This is a genomic window from Desulfocapsa sulfexigens DSM 10523, assembly GCF_000341395.1.
GTDB lineage: Bacteria > Desulfobacterota > Desulfobulbia > Desulfobulbales > Desulfocapsaceae > Desulfocapsa > Desulfocapsa sulfexigens.
Map to the genome: position 1 here is coordinate 1601776 of NC_020304.1, position 17560 is coordinate 1619335.

17 protein-coding genes are annotated in these 17560 nt (G+C 47.3%); 11 read left to right on the forward strand and 6 right to left on the reverse strand.

Going from position 1 to position 17560, the window contains the following annotated elements:
• Positions 1-3 precede the first annotated feature (3 nt).
• Complete coding sequence (locus tag UWK_RS07020) at positions 4-531, reverse strand: DOMON domain-containing protein (RefSeq protein ID WP_015403660.1); 528 nt, start codon at positions 529-531, stop codon at positions 4-6.
• Between the two features lie 8 nt (positions 532-539).
• Positions 540-1322 (reverse strand): 5'/3'-nucleotidase SurE, encoded by a 783-nt coding sequence (gene surE / locus UWK_RS07025; RefSeq protein WP_015403661.1) that lies wholly within the window; start codon positions 1320-1322, stop codon positions 540-542.
• A gap of 631 nt (positions 1323-1953) precedes the next feature.
• Between surE and UWK_RS07030 the strand changes: the two genes are divergently transcribed.
• Both UWK_RS07030 and UWK_RS07035 read left to right on the forward strand, forming a co-directional pair.
• On the forward strand, positions 1954-2949 hold the full coding sequence (locus UWK_RS07030; RefSeq protein WP_208598489.1) for a hypothetical protein: 996 nt from the start codon (positions 1954-1956) through the stop codon (positions 2947-2949).
• A 22-nt stretch (positions 2950-2971) separates the two neighbouring features.
• A complete protein-coding gene (locus tag UWK_RS07035; RefSeq protein ID WP_015403664.1) occupies positions 2972-3439 on the forward strand; it encodes an alpha/beta hydrolase in 468 nt (155 codons plus the stop codon).
• Positions 3440-3669: 230 nt separating this feature from the next.
• Here UWK_RS07035 and UWK_RS07040 read toward each other — a convergent pair whose 3' ends face one another.
• Positions 3670-4581, reverse strand: coding sequence for a DMT family transporter (locus UWK_RS07040; RefSeq protein ID WP_015403665.1), 912 nt, complete (start codon positions 4579-4581; stop codon positions 3670-3672).
• A 174-nt stretch (positions 4582-4755) separates the two neighbouring features.
• Here UWK_RS07040 and msrA point away from each other — a divergent pair, with 174 nt between their 5' ends.
• Positions 4756-5352: a peptide-methionine (S)-S-oxide reductase MsrA gene (msrA, locus tag UWK_RS07045; protein ID WP_015403666.1), complete on the forward strand. Its 597-nt coding sequence runs from the start codon at positions 4756-4758 to the stop codon at positions 5350-5352.
• Positions 5353-5354: 2 nt separating this feature from the next.
• Here the strand turns inward: msrA and UWK_RS07050 are convergent, their stop codons facing one another.
• Positions 5355-7199 carry a response regulator gene (locus UWK_RS07050; RefSeq protein ID WP_015403667.1) on the reverse strand — a complete coding sequence of 615 codons (1845 nt, stop codon included), beginning with the start codon at positions 7197-7199 and terminating at the stop codon, positions 5355-5357.
• 324 nt (positions 7200-7523) lie between these two features.
• On the opposite strand from UWK_RS07050, the gene rsgA reads away from it, so the two are divergent.
• A complete protein-coding gene (gene rsgA, locus UWK_RS07055) occupies positions 7524-8570 on the forward strand; it encodes a ribosome small subunit-dependent GTPase A (RefSeq protein WP_208598490.1) in 1047 nt (348 codons plus the stop codon).
• Between the two features lie 145 nt (positions 8571-8715).
• On the opposite strand, the gene UWK_RS07060 is transcribed toward rsgA, so the two are convergent.
• Together UWK_RS07060 and ftsH are read right to left on the reverse strand one after the other, a co-directional pair.
• Positions 8716-9036 (reverse strand): carboxymuconolactone decarboxylase family protein, encoded by a 321-nt coding sequence (locus tag UWK_RS07060; protein WP_015403670.1) that lies wholly within the window; start codon positions 9034-9036, stop codon positions 8716-8718.
• Between the two features lie 76 nt (positions 9037-9112).
• A complete protein-coding gene (gene ftsH / locus UWK_RS07065; protein WP_015403671.1) occupies positions 9113-10945 on the reverse strand; it encodes an ATP-dependent zinc metalloprotease FtsH in 1833 nt (610 codons plus the stop codon).
• A 233-nt stretch (positions 10946-11178) separates the two neighbouring features.
• On the opposite strand from ftsH, the gene UWK_RS07070 reads away from it, so the two are divergent.
• From UWK_RS07070 to UWK_RS07100, 7 genes are all read left to right on the forward strand, one after another.
• Positions 11179-12036: a TRAP transporter TatT component family protein gene (locus UWK_RS07070; protein WP_015403672.1), complete on the forward strand. Its 858-nt coding sequence runs from the start codon at positions 11179-11181 to the stop codon at positions 12034-12036.
• A gap of 45 nt (positions 12037-12081) precedes the next feature.
• Positions 12082-13104 (forward strand): TRAP transporter substrate-binding protein, encoded by a 1023-nt coding sequence (locus tag UWK_RS07075; protein ID WP_015403673.1) that lies wholly within the window; start codon positions 12082-12084, stop codon positions 13102-13104.
• Between the two features lie 35 nt (positions 13105-13139).
• Positions 13140-13664 (forward strand): TRAP transporter small permease, encoded by a 525-nt coding sequence (locus tag UWK_RS07080; protein WP_015403674.1) that lies wholly within the window; start codon positions 13140-13142, stop codon positions 13662-13664.
• Positions 13661-14926, forward strand: coding sequence for a TRAP transporter large permease (locus UWK_RS07085; protein ID WP_015403675.1), 1266 nt, complete (start codon positions 13661-13663; stop codon positions 14924-14926). Before UWK_RS07080 ends, UWK_RS07085 begins: the two co-directional genes overlap by 4 nt.
• Before the next feature lie 23 nt (positions 14927-14949).
• Positions 14950-16332 carry an NfeD family protein gene (locus UWK_RS07090; protein WP_015403676.1) on the forward strand — a complete coding sequence of 461 codons (1383 nt, stop codon included), beginning with the start codon at positions 14950-14952 and terminating at the stop codon, positions 16330-16332.
• A gap of 1 nt (position 16333) precedes the next feature.
• Positions 16334-17095, forward strand: coding sequence for a slipin family protein (locus tag UWK_RS07095; RefSeq protein ID WP_015403677.1), 762 nt, complete (start codon positions 16334-16336; stop codon positions 17093-17095).
• 86 nt (positions 17096-17181) lie between these two features.
• Complete coding sequence (locus UWK_RS07100) at positions 17182-17553, forward strand: regulatory protein GemA (RefSeq protein WP_015403678.1); 372 nt, start codon at positions 17182-17184, stop codon at positions 17551-17553.
• Positions 17554-17560: the final 7 nt, after the last annotated feature.

The window sequence follows — 17560 nt, forward strand, 5'->3', positions numbered from 1 at the left end:
ACTTCACAGATCATCAAGGCTGGCAAAGTGGCGCGGCTGGTGAAAATCGGGTCTCTTACCTGGGACAGAGAACGCGGCAAGGTAGCGGCGTTTCACTCCTTGTCCATGGATGGCGTATGCATTTGCATGGCTGAAGGGAAGAATAGACTGGCTCAGGGGCAGGATTAAGGTGGACTGCCAGTGGGTGCCGGTGATGTTTGTCTCACAGCGGGTAGGGGAGATGCTCCTGCTGATCTGACGGATTCCAGTGAGATGGTAGATTAAGTAGTGGCCATGGGGGCCAATCTCGATTTCCAGATAGTGTCCGTCGGCCCCCAGGAGAAACAGCTCCGCCACTTCATAACACCAGAGCCCTTCGAGCTCTCCGGCTGGGGCGGAGGGAGCAGGATCCCCATGAAAAGGTCCCTGTATCCCCACTTCGAGTTCCTGGTCCCTGATGCAGAATCGTATCTGCATCTTTTCAGAATCAGCAACTGCCTTACCATCCCATGTTTTTGAAGTACTGAGAATAAAATGCGGGCTAGAGAACATTTTGTGTTTTACTCTCGGCAGAATAAAGAAGAGGGGTCTTCCTGCTCTTTTTCCAGCTGCCACTCTTCTTTCAAGTATTGAATACCCTGGTGGTTTGTCAGGTCGAGGTGAATTGGAGTGACAGAGACATAGTCATTGGTCACAGCATAGACATCAGTGTCCTCTCCTAAAGCGGGGGAGGGGGTTCCACCACCTATCCAGTAATGTTTACGACCAAAAGGATCCAGGGTTTCCTGGATGGCATTGTCCCAAAGACGTCTTCCCTGGCGAGTGACTTTTATTCCCTTGATTAAGTCAGTTGCCGGAACATTGACATTGAGTAAGGTATCCTGTGGAAGACCTTGCTGTAAAATCAGTTTTGCGAGCTTTGCGGCAAGTTGGGCTGCCTTGCTGAAATCATAGGGTGCTTCTCCTGCCAGAGAAACGGCGAGTGATGGAATTCCGTACATGGTACCTTCTACGGCTGCTGAAACGGTACCAGAGTAGGAAATGTCGTCACCGAGATTGGGGCCGGGGTTGATGCCTGAAACCAGCAGATCAGGCCTTTGTTTGACAATCTTGTTCAATCCAATGGCGACACAGTCGGTGGGCGTGCCATTTAGAGTGTAAAAATTGTCTCCCAGTCTGGTTACTCGCAGAGGGCGGTTCATGGTAAGTGAGTGGGAGACGGCAGAGTTGTCCCTGTCGGGTGCGATGATCAGGCATTCTGCCTGCCTGCTGAGTTCCTGAACCAGCGCTTCAAGGCCTGGGCTGTGAACTCCATCGTCATTGGTGATAAGAAAAAGTGGCATATTGTTCGATAGTAATGCTAAGTTGTTTGTGAGTAGGACCTCGACATAAGATCCCCATAAGGTAAACTAACACTGGTGAACAGCAAGTGAGGCCAGTATAAGTTCCTTATCAGAAATTTTCTCGGAGTCTACGCTTACCTGCGAAAAAAAACACGAAAATTATCTGTAAGGCACTCATTTCTGAAGGAGACCAAACCATTTTACCTACTTTTTGATATTGATATCAGCATTAATAAAAAAGGGAAAAGAGTATATTGGAAATTCTGATCGCTTGTCTGGTGAAAATTTGGAGGTGTGGTAATGGCAACATGTACTAGGTGTGGCGCGTCAATCGGCAAGGGGGACAAAGTGTGTCCCGAGTGCGGGGTGCTTTTGAAGCGAAAAAACCGGCGATCCTGGTATATTGCCAGGGTCTGCCTTGTTCTGTTATTTTTTGGATTAGCTGTAAATTTATTAAATTTTTGTTCCGGGATGAGCAGCGACTCATCCGCACCCGTTCCCAAAGAATCAAATATGTAGGGACATGTCCTGTTGGAATAGAGTCGTGAACCACGAGCAACTGCTCTGCTGTGATCAAGGTTAAAGAGTAAAAAAAGAATTGAGTATCTCGTCTTTTAAAATAAGAAAGTGTTTGTCTGTTACTGTGTTGATGGTACCTGTTATTTTGATTGTAACAGGTATCGTTCTATGCGGCGCGGGTGTTGCAGCTGAAGTTGATAGTGTAACTCCAAGAAAACTCAAACTCGATAATAGTCTCACTATTCTAAACACAATTTTTAATCAACGTATTCAGGAGGGAATCGAAAAAGCCAATGCTCGACAGCTTGGATCCTGTGATGAAGATGTCCTCTATACTGAACTGAGAAAAGCAATTTTTCAATCCTTTACGGCATCTCTGGGGCTTAAAGGGTACGCCCTGGATAAACAATTACGCAGTTTGCTCGCCAGGCAAAGTTATTCTCTATCTTTAAACGACTCGATTTATCGTGACATAAGCTATCTGGAAGGTTTTTCCTTAAATGTTAAAGAGCTGAGTGATGTCGTCAGCATCAATGGTCATCTTGTCGGGTTGGATAAACTAGGTCATTTCTTTGCTGAGGGCTGGAAATATTTCGAGTTAACCCAGTATGATGGGCATACTGTTGATCAGGTCCTTGAGTGGGGCAAGGAGCAGGAGTCTGGGAAATTTGGTTATACAACTACCGGTATTTTTTCCTTTGCGGATCTTGCAGCTAACTTCAATGGCTGGCGTTTTTGGAATAGCGTTTTATTGAAACAAAATGATCCTTTAAAAGGAGCAGTTGCTAATTTTTTTAACAGGCCACATGTAAAGTGTGAAAGTCAGATTATTGCTTCTATCAAAAACAGAAGAATTGTCAGGGCCTGGGAATATAAAACCCGATTTGATTTGTCGGATTATGTAGATGGCTCCTGGGATGAAGGGAATAATTGTAACAGTTATGCAGATCCTGTTATTGAAGAAAAAGTTACATCACGAATCAAAAATGTTGCGCCCGACTTTACCTGTCCTTTTACAGCTGAGTACTGTTTAGCAGCTCAAAAAAAATATGGCTATTATGCAAAACATGTTTTGCATCCCTACTGCCTGATTGTCGATAAAAAATGAAAAAAGAAGGCATGTTTTGAAAATGTTTTTTCTTCACGGTCTGGATTCTTCCAGCAAAGGGACAAAAGGAAGGTGGTTTGCGAGACATTTTCCAGAGATGTGCATCCCGGATTTTCAGGGTGACCTGACGACACGGATCAGTGCGCTGGAGGCCCTGTGTCGTGGATGTAATAAGCTCGTTTTGGTTGGCTCAAGTTTCGGTGGGCTTATGGCCACCTGTTTTGCCATGCGCCATCCGAATAGATGTCAATCACTTGTCCTGCTGGCTCCAGCTCTGAATTTTCCGGAATTCTCTCCCCCGGAGGAGAAAATTGCGGTTCCCACAAGTCTTTGTATAGGGCGTCAGGACACGGTAACCCCTCCGGATAAAGTGCTTCCCCTTGCTCAACAAACTTTTTCAAAGTTGCAGATTTTCAGCTATGACGATGATCATATGCTTCATAACAGCTTTGAAGAACTGGACTGGGACAAGCTTCTGCATAAAAAATAACATGATTACCACCACTCCTCAGCCTACCCGCCTGAGGAGGAGTTGTTTCGTGTTGATTATATGGGCATCTGTGGCCTGGACGGCCGCAGCAGAGCCCCCAGGGATGGGTTTATGGCGTCCCATATAATCGACACGGAACAACTCCGGGTTACAAAGCTGAGTTTGAATGATAATCAGGAAAAATAATGGTGAAAGCTTCCAGGCATTAGTACGCAAATGGTTTGAAATATTCAGCGTAGCAGTCTTTCAGCTCTGTTCCTGCGAAAAATCCGAAACAACTCATTGGCGACAAGTGCTCCCAGTACCAGCAGGCCACCGCTCAGGGTGTGTATCGAGAGCTGCTCACCTGCCCATAACCACGCCCATGTCACACCGAAAATAACTTCGAGTTGTCCAAGCAGCGAGAGTTCGGGTGCCGAGAGTTCTTTCGTCAGACGAACAACGAGGAGACAGGGAGTGGCAAGCTGGAATATCCCCAGTAGTGAGAGGAGGCCAAGGTCGTGGGGAGATGCCTGGAATGGCCAGGCCAGGGGGAGCATTGCCAGGGTTGAAAGCATTGCACCGATTAATACCGCCTGCAGCATGTCTTGAACGGGTTTGTTATCGGGAGTGATGGTCCTGTCCAGGCCGATATGCTGGAGGAGTGTAAAGTTGATGGCTGCTGCGACAGGAACTCCAAGGGAAACCAGGGAACCGATCATGGAGAATGTTGCATCCTTGTCATACAGAAACATCCAAACAATTCCCAGGGCTGCAACTGCAATTGCCAGCCAGGTTGTCGTCGCCAGTCGGTGATGAAGGAAGAAGTGGGTGAAAAGTGCTGTGATCAACGGGCCAAGTGCCATGACGATTAGAACATTAGCCACCGTGGTGAGAGTGATTGCCACCATAAAGGCTGTAAACATGATAGACCAGCATATCCCTGAAATCCAGATAACCTTTGAAGGGTGCAGGAGTTTGCGCCATAGGCCGGGACCGCGTGTCAAGGTGAGGGCAAATGCGAGAGCGATGACGCAAAAACCGCTGCGCCAGAAGGTCACTTCGAAGCTCCTGGCTGTGTCAAGATGTCGTGTCACAACACCGGCCATGCTCCAGAGCAGGGTAACTACAATCATCAGAGATATGGCTTGGGGGCGTGACATGGCATTCAGAGAGTGAAAAGGTGTAAGCCAGGGTGCAGGGATTCTGTACTGTTTACTATCGCAAGAATCAGGCTTACAGTGTCTTCCATACGTAAAGTTTTTGAAGTCCGGCAACGTACGAACTCTTGTGCTTTACGTCAAGAATATTTACTACCGCTTAAAGGTGAGAATACTATGATAAAAAATAAAATCATTCTTTGCGTGTTTGTCAGCGTACTACTTTGTGCTCCTGCTGTTGCTGCTGATAAGGCAGTTTTTGCTGGTGGTTGTTTTTGGTGTATGGAGGCGGATTTTGAAAAGCTGGAGGGAGTGAGAGAGGTGATTTCCGGGTTTACCGGAGGTGTTTTGAAAAATCCCACCTATAATGGGAACCACGCTGGTCATGTTGAAGCTGTTGAAATTTCATATGATTCTGAAAAAATAAGCTATGAAGAGTTACTGGAATATTACTGGCACCATATCGACCCCTTCGATGCAGAAGGACAGTTTTGTGATAAGGGGGCAAGTTATGTGACGGCTATTTTTGTGGCTAATGATAAAGAAAGAGAGCTTGCTGAGCAGTCAAAGAACAGGATCGCACGCCAATTTCCCAACCAGAAAGTCGTCACTCCAATTTTAGCGCAATCAACCTTTTATCCTGTGCAGGGGAACGAAAGTAATCATCAGGATTACTACAAAAATAACCCGGTTCGGTATAAGGTTTATCGCTGGAATTGTGGTCGCGACAAACGTCTACAGGAAATTTGGAGGACGAGAGGCAATATTGATTGAAATTAATCTATTAGTGCGTCTCTAACGGCTCGTCCAAGTTGCATCATTGAATAGGGCTTTTTAATAAATCCGCTAACTCCATGCCTGAAGGCTTCTTTAACATCCTCATTTTCCGAGAAGCCACTGGTAATGATGGCCTTCTGCTCAGGGTGTATCTGCCTGATCTTGTCAAATGTTTGGCGGCCGTTCATGCCAGGTTCCATAAGCATATCGAGAACCAGAAGGTCAACCGTGTTCTTCTCACAAAAGGAGAGGGCCAACTCTCCTGAGGCGACAGAAATAACTTTGTAACCAAGAGTTTCCAGCATCTGAGTTCCAATCTCCCGTAACTGTGGTTCGTCATCAACGAGCAGAACAGAACTTCCATTCCCTTTGATATCTTGCAGGGTGTCATCGTCGATTTTGGCATGTTTCTTCTCTGTGGTTAGAGGAAAGAACAGCTGAAAGCAGGTTCCCTCGTTAGTGCTTTCCACTGATACTCCACCATCATGCTCTTTCATGGTATTCCAGACTACGGTCAGGCCAAGCCCGGTGCCACTCCTTCCCATGACTTTCCTGGTGTAAAATGGTTCAAAGATGCGTTCCAGGTCTTTGTCATCAATGCCGGGCCCGTTATCCTGTACGCTTAACACCCCATATTCACCGGGGTGAATATGATATCTGGTTGCGGTCTCGTTATCGATGGTTTTGTTTTCCGTAATGATACTGACCGTACCAGTCGCATCAACCGCTTCGCTTGCATTGGTTACCAGGTTCATGAGACATTTCTTAACATGTACAGAAGAGCAGAGAATGGGAGAATGAATGGCTGCGAGTTTTTGCTGATAGGTGATTTGCTGGTGCAATGATTGAAGCGTGTCAAACTCGGGAGAGCCGAGATACTCCTGGGTCAATGTGGTCAGATTGTGAACTGTTCTACTGGTGGCTACGCCACGGGCGACGGTGAGCAAGTCAGCGACTACAGCTGCAGCCCTTGAACCAGAGTCCTGAATGGCCTCAAGTGGTTTTCTCAGCTTGCTGTCTTTAGGTAAGTCGTAGAGTATCAACTCTGAATAGCCGGTAACTCCTGAGAGAATATTGTTGAGGTCGTGGGCCACTCCTCCGGCCATCAGGCCTATGGATTCCATCTTCCTGGCCTGGTGAAGTTTTTCTGCGATGTGTTTTTTTTCCAGGAAGTCCAGCTCGATCTGTTTTTGTTGGATTTTCTGTTTCCTGCTAAATCGGTTGTGAATCCCGATGGTCATCCACCAGATAAGGATGATAATGGACAGCAGAATAATGCTTGAGTTTAGGATAACCATGTTCAGGGTATTCTTTTTTGACAGAATTGAGGCATGGGCAGCACTTAATTCGAGCAAATGGACGTTTTTGTGAATGAGAAGAAGCGTATTAAGATCATCAATGGCGGGATGGACCACGTTCAATTCGTACTTTTGTAACCTTTTCATGTTCATTTCTGGGCCGGGCTGAGAAAAGAATTCAACGGCTTTGCTTAAAGTGTTGATTTTTACTAGTAATTCCTCTGCGGCTTTTTGTTCTTTCAAGCCGATATGTTTCTCATGGAGAAGATGAATTTCTCCCTGTTCCCGCAGCAGGTGAGTTGCCGTCTGCAGGCGCTCGAGGGATTCGGGGTCCTTGTCTTTTGCGATAGCGCAATGGAGGGAGTAATGGCCTATGTCGGAGGCGTGATTGGCCATCTCGACCATGGCAATGGCCCCGGGTGTGATGTCTGAGATAATTTCCCGAAGAACCCCTTCCCCTTTTCTGGAGTGCCAAAAAAGGAAAATATTACTTATGATGATCAATCCGCAAATGACGATAAAACCAAGGTGGAGATTTTTTTTCATCGATGCGCCATTGAATCAGGTTTTGAGAGTGAACATTATTGTCAGTACGTATTGTTTGACGTGTGAAGTGCTTATTTTCTCTGGGATGTAGGAGAGAGTGGGCTCAGTAAGCATATCTTCACCATTCAAGGATATCGCTTCTCTCACGGGAAATCCAGAGAATTATATTGAGGTGAACAGGGTAAGATGGTTCTGTTAAAAAGATACCTTTGTTTGACATAAGCGTGCTTTTGTGTCAGACCTTCTTTTTTTTATATGCAATCCGATCACTTGATGGTTTGTTGCTACAGTGCAGGGAGTTTTGTTAAAGGAGAATCGGGCAGGGTGGCGGAAAAAATTGAAAACACTTTTATGAAATTAAGCGAGCTGGGATTGGATCGCTGGTTCATCGATCAGGCAGGGGAGTTTTGTGAATCCGGGCAGCAGATTGCTCGGGTAACGGTGGTTGACCGTGGCTGGTATACTGTGAGAAACGAAGATGGTGAAGTGCTTGCCAGGGCAACGGGGCGTTTCCTGCACTCCACCGAATCGACCTGCGATATGCCATGCGTCGGTGATTGGGTTTGTCTGCGTTATCAAGATGATGGAAGTGCTGCGACCATTCATGCGATGTTGCCAAGAAAATCCTTTCTGCAGCGGAAATTTGCTGGAAAAAGAGTTGAGTTGCAGATGATTGCAGCCAATGTTGATGCAGCCTTTATTGTTCAATCCTGCAATTATGATTTTAATGTGAGTAGACTTGAACGCTATCTGGTTATGGTGAATGAAGGTCGTGTCGAACCACTGCTCATTCTGAGTAAAACCGATCTGGTCAGTGCAGATGAACTGGAAGAATTAATAGCTGAAATTCGTCGGGCGGGGATCAACACCAGAATTATTGCAATCAGTAATATAACCGGATCAGGTTTAGAGGAGATCAGGGAGGTTATGGATTGTGGCAGGACGTACTGTATCGTAGGCTCCTCAGGAGTAGGGAAATCCACCCTGATTAATCGGCTCACCGGGGACGACAGCTTGAAAACAGGAGCAGTTGGTGATTCGGGTGAAGGGCGACATACAACCGTGCGTCGCCAGCTTATTGTTCTTGAGCAGGGTGCAATGTTGATTGATACACCCGGAATGCGGGAAGTCGGACTTCTCGGGGTCAGCGAAGGAATGGATGATAACTTTGACGATATTCAGGAGTTGTCACTGAGTTGTCGTTTCTCCAATTGCAGCCACACAAGTGAACCGGGATGTGCCGTTGTGAAGGCAATAGAAGAGGGGGATTTACAGGAGGAGCACTTTCAGAACTATTTGAAGTTGAAGATGGAATCGGACTGTAATGCGCTCTCGTACGCCGGTAAGCGGAAAAAGAAAAAGACTTTGTAGCCTCAAAGTAGCACCTGGTCTTTACAACAAGAACATGTACAGGCTCTGTCGTATTCGTATACAGAGTAGTCAGGGGGCTGAATCTCCCACGACAGAGTTGCGCTGCTGTGGAAGAGTCAGCCGGCTGGAAGCGCCGGGTAATGAATTATTGTTCATCCAATATTTCATCTACCCAGGAAAGAGCTGCAGCGACCTTGGGAAAACCGATGGTTGAAATGAGGAGGAGAAGGGTATGCTGCAGTTCTTCTTCGCTTGCTCCAGCATGCAGTGCCCGTCTGGCATGAGAGTTGACGGACCCTATTGATCCCAGGGAAGCGGCAACGCCAAGTTGGATAAGCTCTGAGGTCTTGTTGTCCAAGGGGCCGGCTTTACGGACTGTGGAACCAAGATTCTGCACAGCATCCAGAACTTTTGGAAAACGTTTTTGCAGACGACGGTAATGTTTTGGACCTCTTTTTTTAGACATGATGCATCTCCTTTGAATGATGGTTATGGACAGGGGAATATCCCCGGTTTGATTTTGAACTTTTCTGTTATTTCTGTTATTTCTGTTTTGAAAGATTTTCCTCTTTTTCCAATAGTTCTTCGAGGAAGCTTCCGTCAATCTTTTCCTTTTGGAGCAACTCCATGGCGGCTTTTTCCAGCACGGCTCTTTTTGCAGCAAGAAGGGTCAGTGCTATTTCATATTGTTGGTCAATAATGTTGCGTACTTCTCCGTCAATCAGTCGAGCAGTGTCATCACTGTATTCTCCTCTGCTGTTCCGACTGAGGTCGGGGCCAAGAAACATTCCCTGGGGTTCACCTTTGTAGTAGACCTGTCCAGTGTTTTCACTCATACCATATTCTTTCACCATGCTGCGGGCAATATCAGTCGCTTTGGCCAGGTCATTATGGGCACCAGTGGAAATATCGTTAAAAATCATTTCTTCAGCTGCCCGGCCTCCCAGCAGTATGGCAATTTTCCCCAGCAGTTCTGTTTTTGTCATCAGAAAGCGGTCTTCCGTTGGAACCTGCATGGTGTATCCAAGGGCGGCAATACCACGAGGAACGATGGTGATTTTTTTTACCGGATCGCTTCCCGGGATTGACAGGGCCACCAGGGCATGGCCCAGCTCATGGTAGGCGACAATTTTTCGCTCGTTGGGGTTAATGAGGCGATTCTTTTTTTCAAGACCCGCAGTGATTCGCTCGATGGCTTCCTCAAACTGTTCTTTTTCGACAGTGCTCTTCCTGGCTCGGACTGCAAGCAAGGTAGCCTCATTTACGAGATTTGCAAGATCCGACCCGACCATTCCAGGGGTCATGGATGCGAGCTCCTCAATATCTATTATCCCAAGTTTTTTGACTTTTTTGAGGTGCACATTCAGTATTGCCATGCGCCCCTGTTTGTCTGGCCTGTCAACGAGAACCTGACGGTCAAAACGTCCAGGTCGCAGCAGAGCAGGGTCGAGAACCTCCGGGCGATTGGTTGCAGCCATAAGAATCACTCCGATGTTGGGATCAAAGCCATCCATCTCGACGAGAAGTTGATTCAGCGTCTGTTCTCTTTCATCGTGGCCAGAAATGCCACTAAAACCCCGTGCCTTCCCCAGTGCATCAAGCTCGTCAATAAAAATGATGCAGGGTGCATTCGCATTGGCCTGATCAAAAAGATCTCTAACCCTGGCGGCCCCCATGCCGACAAAGAGCTCAACAAACTCGGAGCCGCTTATGCTGAAAAAAGGTACATGACTTTCTCCGGCCACAGCCTTGGCAAGCAGGGTTTTTCCGGTACCCGGCGGGCCAACCAGGAGCAGTCCCTTGGGGAGTGAACCGCCGTACTCGAGATACTTTTCAGGATTCTTGAGAAAGTCTATTATGTCAAGTAGCTCTGCTACTGCTTCATCAACACCGGCAACATCGTCGAAGCTGATACCGATATCATCCTGCTTATGCACCTTGGCTTTGTTTTTTCCAAGAGTCATAAAGCCAGGTTGTTGGGCTGTTAAGCGCTTGATAAGAAAAAACCAGATTCCCACAAAGAGAAGAACAGGTATGGTCCATGACAGTATGTCTCGCAAAAGTGTGGATTCGATGGTGGCGGAATACTTCACATTATATTTGTCCAGGAGTTCGGAGGTCTCAGGGTCAACTCGAACTGTTCGAAAATATGTTTCTTTGTCGGAATCACTTTCGGGTTTTAACAGGCCTTGAATCTGATTTGTCGTGATCGAGACCTCTGCAATCTGATCATTTTTGAGTGCCTGAACAAATTGGCTGTAGGGGATTGTCTGGACACGATGCACAGAAGCCAGATAATCCTGAAGAAGCAGCACGATCCAGACACCGATAACAAAGTACCAGATAGATATTTTATGATGCTGTTCTATTTTCATTGTTCACCTTTTGATGGTTTTCCTGTGATGTCCTGGGTGAGCATAAAAGGCAGTCTCCGATGGCTCAATACTATTCTATCACATAGTCGAGGGAAGCAGGAAGGATTCCAGCTGAATATTATGAAAATAAAGGTTTTCCAATGGGATAAGGGGAACAGAATTTGCGGTAGAGATTCATTAGCGCTTTGTGAGTTCCCTTGACAAGGATGTTGAGCGACTGATACTATTCATACATGAAGATACAGATTGTACGGCTACCTCTTTTGTTTCTTGTACTGCAGATCCTGAGTGGTTGTGCCGGGATGATTGCAGATTCATTTATGCGCCCTGCGATAACAAATTTGCAGCAGCAGACAGATATTGAACTTGTCTGTGAAGGAACTCCAGCGATTCTGCTGATGATCGACTCCATGGTTGCTTCTGATCCGGAGAACAAGGATCTGCTGATGACGGCAACTAAGGCCTTCAGTGGTTATGCCGCGGCACTGGATGCGTGCAACAAGCCGCATCGGGCAGCCATGGTCAGTGTCAAGGCCAGACGATACGGTCTGTCCCTGTTGTGGCCGAATAGTGATCTTCATATACTTGCAACGCTCCCCCTGCCTGATTTACAGAAACGTCTGGCGGGTTTGAGTGACAGTGATGTCGATTCTTTGTTTTGGGCTGGTAACGGCTGGGGAACCTGGATCTTACATCAGCAGGGAACGCCTGCATCCCTGGCACAGCTGATCCGGGTTGAACAGATAATGCTGCGTGTTCTCGAGTTGGATGAGAGGTATTATTACGGTGCCGCCCACCTCTTCCTTGGCGCCTATTACGGTTCTAAACCGCCACTTTTGGGCGGCGACTTTGAGAAAAGCCGTCATCATTTCGAACGGGCTCTTGGCTTCAGCAATAGAGAATATCTTCCGGGGCTTGTCTTGTATGCTGAGACCTATGCGCGGATGTCTTTTGATCGTGAACTGTTCAGCAGTCTCCTCCAGGAGGTTCTTGATTTTCCGCTTGAGAGCAGGCCGGACCTGGGCCTTGCCAATCAACTTGCCAAACTGAAAGCACGTGAACTGCTTGGTGGAGTAGAAGAGTATTTTTAGTATGTTAAAAAACCAACTCCGAGTCATTCGAGCCAGGAGAGTTATATGTATCAACTGAAACGAGCTATCCAGATTCTGATCCCTTTCTTAATGGCATTATGCTTTTGTACTCAGCTGCAGGCCAGCACGAAATATCTCTTCAAAGTTGCAAGCATTGCCCCGGAGGGTAGTATCTGGACAAAACGCTTCCGCGATTTTGCCGCAGAAGTGAACGAGCAAAGCAACGGGGAGGTGGCGTTTAAGGTATACTCGGGCGGGATCATGGGAGATGATCAGGCGATGTATCGTAAGCTACGGGTTGGACAGCTCAATGGTGGTGGCTTCACCATGACCGGTATTGGTAATGTGGTGCCGGATTACCGAATCATGGGGGTACCCTTTTTTTTTCGATCCTATGAGGAGGTTGATTATGTGCAACAGGGACTTATGCCTCTTTTTCAGAAGGCCTTTAATAAAGAAGCTCTGGAACTTATTGCCATGACCGAAGTGGGCTTTGTCTACTCCATGTCCACCACACCTGTCTCCACTCTCAGTGGGCTGAAAAAGAGTAAGGTATGGGCTCCGGAAGATGATCCCGTGAGTGCGACCTTTCTTCAAACTTTGGATATTACGCCACTGCCATTGAGTATTCCCGATGTCCTCACATCCCTGCAGACAGGAATGGTGGAGACGGTATTTAACTCTCTGTATGGAAATATTGTTCTGCAATGGTTCACCAAAACGAAATATATATCGGATATTCCCTTTGGCTATGCCTATGGTGCCATCCTGCTGGATCGCAAAAAATTTTCCCGTCTTCCGGAGTCGTACCAGGTAATGATACGAGAGACAGCGGGGAAACATTTTGGAATGCTCATCGCTGACACCCGTAAAAGTAACCTGGAATCAAGACAGGTACTGGTGGATAATGGCGTTGCTTTTATTCCTCCTGAGCCTGCAGATGTACTTGTCCTTAATGACAAACATGATGAAACTGTCCGTCGATTGCAGGGTACTGCTTTCAGTGAAGAGATTTATCAGGCGGCTGTGAAACTACTTAATGAGTATCGAAACCGACAAGATAAATAAGTGACAGAGAGTACCTAACCGGACGTGGGGGATGTATGGACATCAGGCAGGTTGCACGTCAGATCGGGGTTTTTGAAAAACGACTTGTGGACGGTCTGCTCTGTATCCTCCTGCTGGCGATGATTTTTCTTGCTTGTCTGCAGATTGGTCTGCGGACATTTTTTTCGAGCGGTCTGCTCTGGGCTGACCCACTGCTGCGTTATCTGGTTATATGGTGTGGCATGTTCGGGGCGGTTGTGGCGACCAGAGAGAAAAAACATATTGCCATTGATGTACTAGGCTACCTGGCGGCCGAGCGTATTAAACCCTGGATAGGACTCCTGATAGATTTTTTTTCATCTCTTGTTGCGGCTGCTCTTACCTGGGCGGCCATTCTTTTTGTTCGTAATGAGTTTTCTTTTGGCAGTATCCCCCTTTTGAGTATTCCTTCCTGGGGCTGGGCCCTGGTCTTTCCCTTGGGGTTTGGTCTGATTACCCTGCATTTCCTTGCGGCAATAAGCGCAGATATAAAAACACTTGTCTCTTCTCAACGGAAAACTGAGCCAGGGAGAGAAAAGTGAATATTTTAAAAGGAGTCATTCTAGGTCTGGCCCTTCTTGGCAGCCCCTTGTTTATAGTTATCTCTGCCGTGGCCCTGCTGTCTTTTTACAGTGTGGATATTGATATCTCGGTTGTAATCATCGAGATGTCACGTCTGATCGATACGCCACTCTTGCTTGCTCTGCCTCTCTTTATTTTTGCGGGCACCATTTTGTCCGATAGTGGAACTCCAAAGCGTCTCCTCGGTCTGTCCAATGTATTGCTGGGGTGGCTTCCTGGCGGGCTTGCTCTGATTGCACTTATAGTCTGCGCGGTATTCACCGCATTTACCGGTGCCTCGGGAGTGACCATTTTTGCTCTTGGCGGGCTGCTCCTTCCGGCACTTCTCAAGGATGGTTATACAGAAAAATTTTCTCTTGGCCTTATTACCTCATCGGGTAGTCTGGGATTACTGTTCCCGCCAAGTTTACCCCTTATCCTCTATGGGGTTATCGCCGAGGTACGGATAGATCATCTCTTTCTTGCAGGTATCCTGCCGGGTATCCTGATGCTGCTTTTGCTGGTTGCCTATTCCGTCTACAGAAGTCCGTCCAGAAAGGTGCAGGAAAGACAGATTAATGGTAAGCAGATACTTGCAGCCCTCAGGGAGACAGTATGGGAACTGCCTCTGCCTTTTATAGTCCTTGGAGGGATTTATGGCGGTTTTCTGGTGGCAGGCGAGGCTGCTGCTATAACCGCTCTGTATGTATTGGTGGTTGAGGTGTTTATCTATCGAGACATAAAACTGCAGCAGTTACCCGGAATCATGGTGAAGTCCATGATGCTTTTCGGTGGTATTCTGGTTATTCTTGCAGCCTCCATGGCTACAACCAATTTTCTGGTGGATCAGGAGGTGCCCATGCGCCTCTTCGAATTTATCCGCAACTATATCTCCAGCAAGTACACATTTCTCCTGCTGCTGAACATCTTTCTCCTTGTTGTCGGCTCCATGCTGGATATTTTTTCAGCGTTGGTCCTTATTGTGCCGCTTATTGTTCCGATTGCCAGAGGCTATGAAGTCAATCTGATTCATCTCGGCATAATTTTTCTCACCAACCTCCAGATCGGCTACTGTACACCGCCAGTGGGACTCAATCTTTTTCTGGCCAGTTACCGCTTTGAACGACCTGTGATCCAGCTCTACAGTGCCACCTTGCCATTTCTGGCACTGTTGATGCTTACTCTGGTTATTATTACGTATTTCCCCCTGTTAAGTCTTTTTCTTGTCCAGTTGTTGGGATGAGTGGCAGGGAAAAAGGAGGAGTAATGGCAAGTAAACATGGTGTGCACGCTGGTTTCCTTTCGGCCCTGACTCTTCTCTTTACCTTTTTAATTTTACATTCTGAAAATGGATGGGCCCAACCTGGAGCTTCTTCCGCTTTTATTCTTGAGGTCAGGGGAGCAATCGGACCGGGGGTAAGTGATTTTGTGAGACGCGGTCTTGAAAAAGCTGATAGAGAAAAAGCCGAAATCGTTATCCTGAAGCTTGATACCCCGGGAGGACTCGATATGGCCATGCGGGAGATTGTCAAGGATGTCCTGGCCTCTCCTGTCCCGGTGGTGAGCTATGTTGCTCCAGAAGGAGCACGGGCTGCAAGTGCTGGAACCTATATCCTCTATGCAAGCCATGTGGCAGCCATGGCTCCGGCCACAAACCTTGGTGCTGCTACTCCGGTGACCATAGCAGGGATGCCGGATATGGAAGGGAAAGGGGAGCAGCAGGATGATGGTACGGGAGGGGAGAAGAACCTGCAGGGCTCGCAAAATGCCATGAAGAACAAGATGGTCAATGACGCTGAGGCCTATATAGTATCCCTCGCAGAAAAACATGGAAGAAACAGGGAATGGGCGGCAAAAGCGGTGCGGGAGGCTGTGAGTCTAGGTTCAGCAGAGGCTTTACGTCTGGGGGTCGTCGATTTTGTGGCAGACAATATCGATGATCTTCTGGCCCAGATTGATGGAAAGGAGGTGATACTCGCCACAGGAAGCAGGCAACTGGATACAAGTGATCTTCGTCTGGTGCATATGGAAAAAGACTGGCGTACCAGGTTGCTTATGGTGATAGGTGATCCTAATATCGCCTATATGCTGATGCTTCTCGGTATGTATGGCCTTTTCTTTGAACTGGCCAATCCCGGTTCTGTTCTGCCGGGTGTACTGGGTGGTACTGCTTTGCTCCTTGCCCTCTACGCCTTTCAGATGCTCCCGGTGAATTATGCAGGACTTGCACTTATTGTCCTCGGGCTCTCCTTTATGGTGGCAGAAGCTTTTACCCCCAGTTTTGGAGTTCTGGGGCTGGGAGGACTGGCAGCATTTGTGTTTGGATCCATCATTCTGATGGACGAAAAAAGCCTGCAGATATCTCTTGTTCTTATCGGCAGTACCGGGCTGTTCTCATTCGTCTGTATCCTCTGGATTCTCGGCGCTCTGTTGTCAATAAGACGTAAAAGGGTGATCACGGGTGAGGAGCAGATGCTCGACAGCATCGGTGTGGCCATGGACGATTTTACAGAAGACGGACGGGTCTGGATCCTTGGGGAATCATGGCAGGCCAACAGTACAGCTCCCCTGAAAAAGGGGGAAAAAGTCAAAGTTCTCAGGCAGGATGGCTTGTGTCTTTCCGTTACACCTTTACAGGAGGTAGAATGATATGATCACTGTGCCCATTATTGTTTTTCCAATCGGGCTGCTTGTAGCCCTGGTAGCACTTTCATTTAAGATTGTTCCGGAGTATCAGCGTCTGGTGGTTTTCTTTCTTGGTCGATTTCAGGAAGTTAAACAACCTGGCTTGAGACTGGTTGTCCCCGGGATTCAGCAGATGCGTCGGGTGGATTTACGGGTAATCACCATGGATGTGCCAAGTCAGGATGTTATTTCCAGAGATAACGTTACGGTACGTGTTAACGCGGTCCTGTATTTTCGGGTTGTTGATCCGGAAAAAGCGATTATTCAGGTCGAGGATTACTATAATGCCACCAGTCAACTGGCTCAGACAACTCTGCGCTCGGTACTAGGGCAGCATGATCTTGACGAGATGTTGGTGGAAAGAGAAAAGATGAATGCGGATCTCCAGCAGATCATCGACAAGCAGTCTGATGCCTGGGGTATTAAAGTCAGTAACGTAGAGATCAAACATGTGGATTTGAATGAGAACATGGTGCGTGCCATTGCCAAACAGGCCGAAGCGGAACGGGAACGGCGGGCAAAGATAATCCACGCGGAGGGAGAACTGCAGGCCTCTGAGAAACTCCTGGCAGCTGCAAATGTCATCTCGCAGAATCCGCAGGCCCTGCAGCTCAGATATCTGCAGACTCTCAATGATATCTCCAACGAGAATACCACCACTATTGTTTTTCCCTTGCCCATCGAAACAATCAAAGGATTGTTTGAGAAGGCACCGGTAAAGTTTTGATGTATTCTTGAAGATAAAAGTTTCCTGAAACGGGAAATGATGAGTCACGTTTTGACAGAAAAAAACAGAGAGCGGATAGGGCGTATATGACACTGGATCATAAAAAGCTTGCGGTTATTCACATCGTCAAGCGGGAGTTGGACCTGAGTGATGACGATTATCGGGATATTCTGGAGCGTGAGACTGGTGTCCGCTCAGCAAAAGATCTGGATGAGAAGGGGTTCAGGCGTTTGATGCGTGCCTTTGCAGCAAGTGGTTACTATCGTATCAACAAGCACGGTCTTACGCTGCGACAGAAAATGTATATTGGCCACCTGGCCGACGATCTAGGCTGGGATGAAGAACACCTGAAAAACTTTTTGAACAAATATTACCATAAGCAAGAGATCGAAAGGCTGACAAAGGGGGAGGCGAGTAAAGTGATTGAGTCACTAAAGAATATACTTAAACGTGAATGAGCAGGTA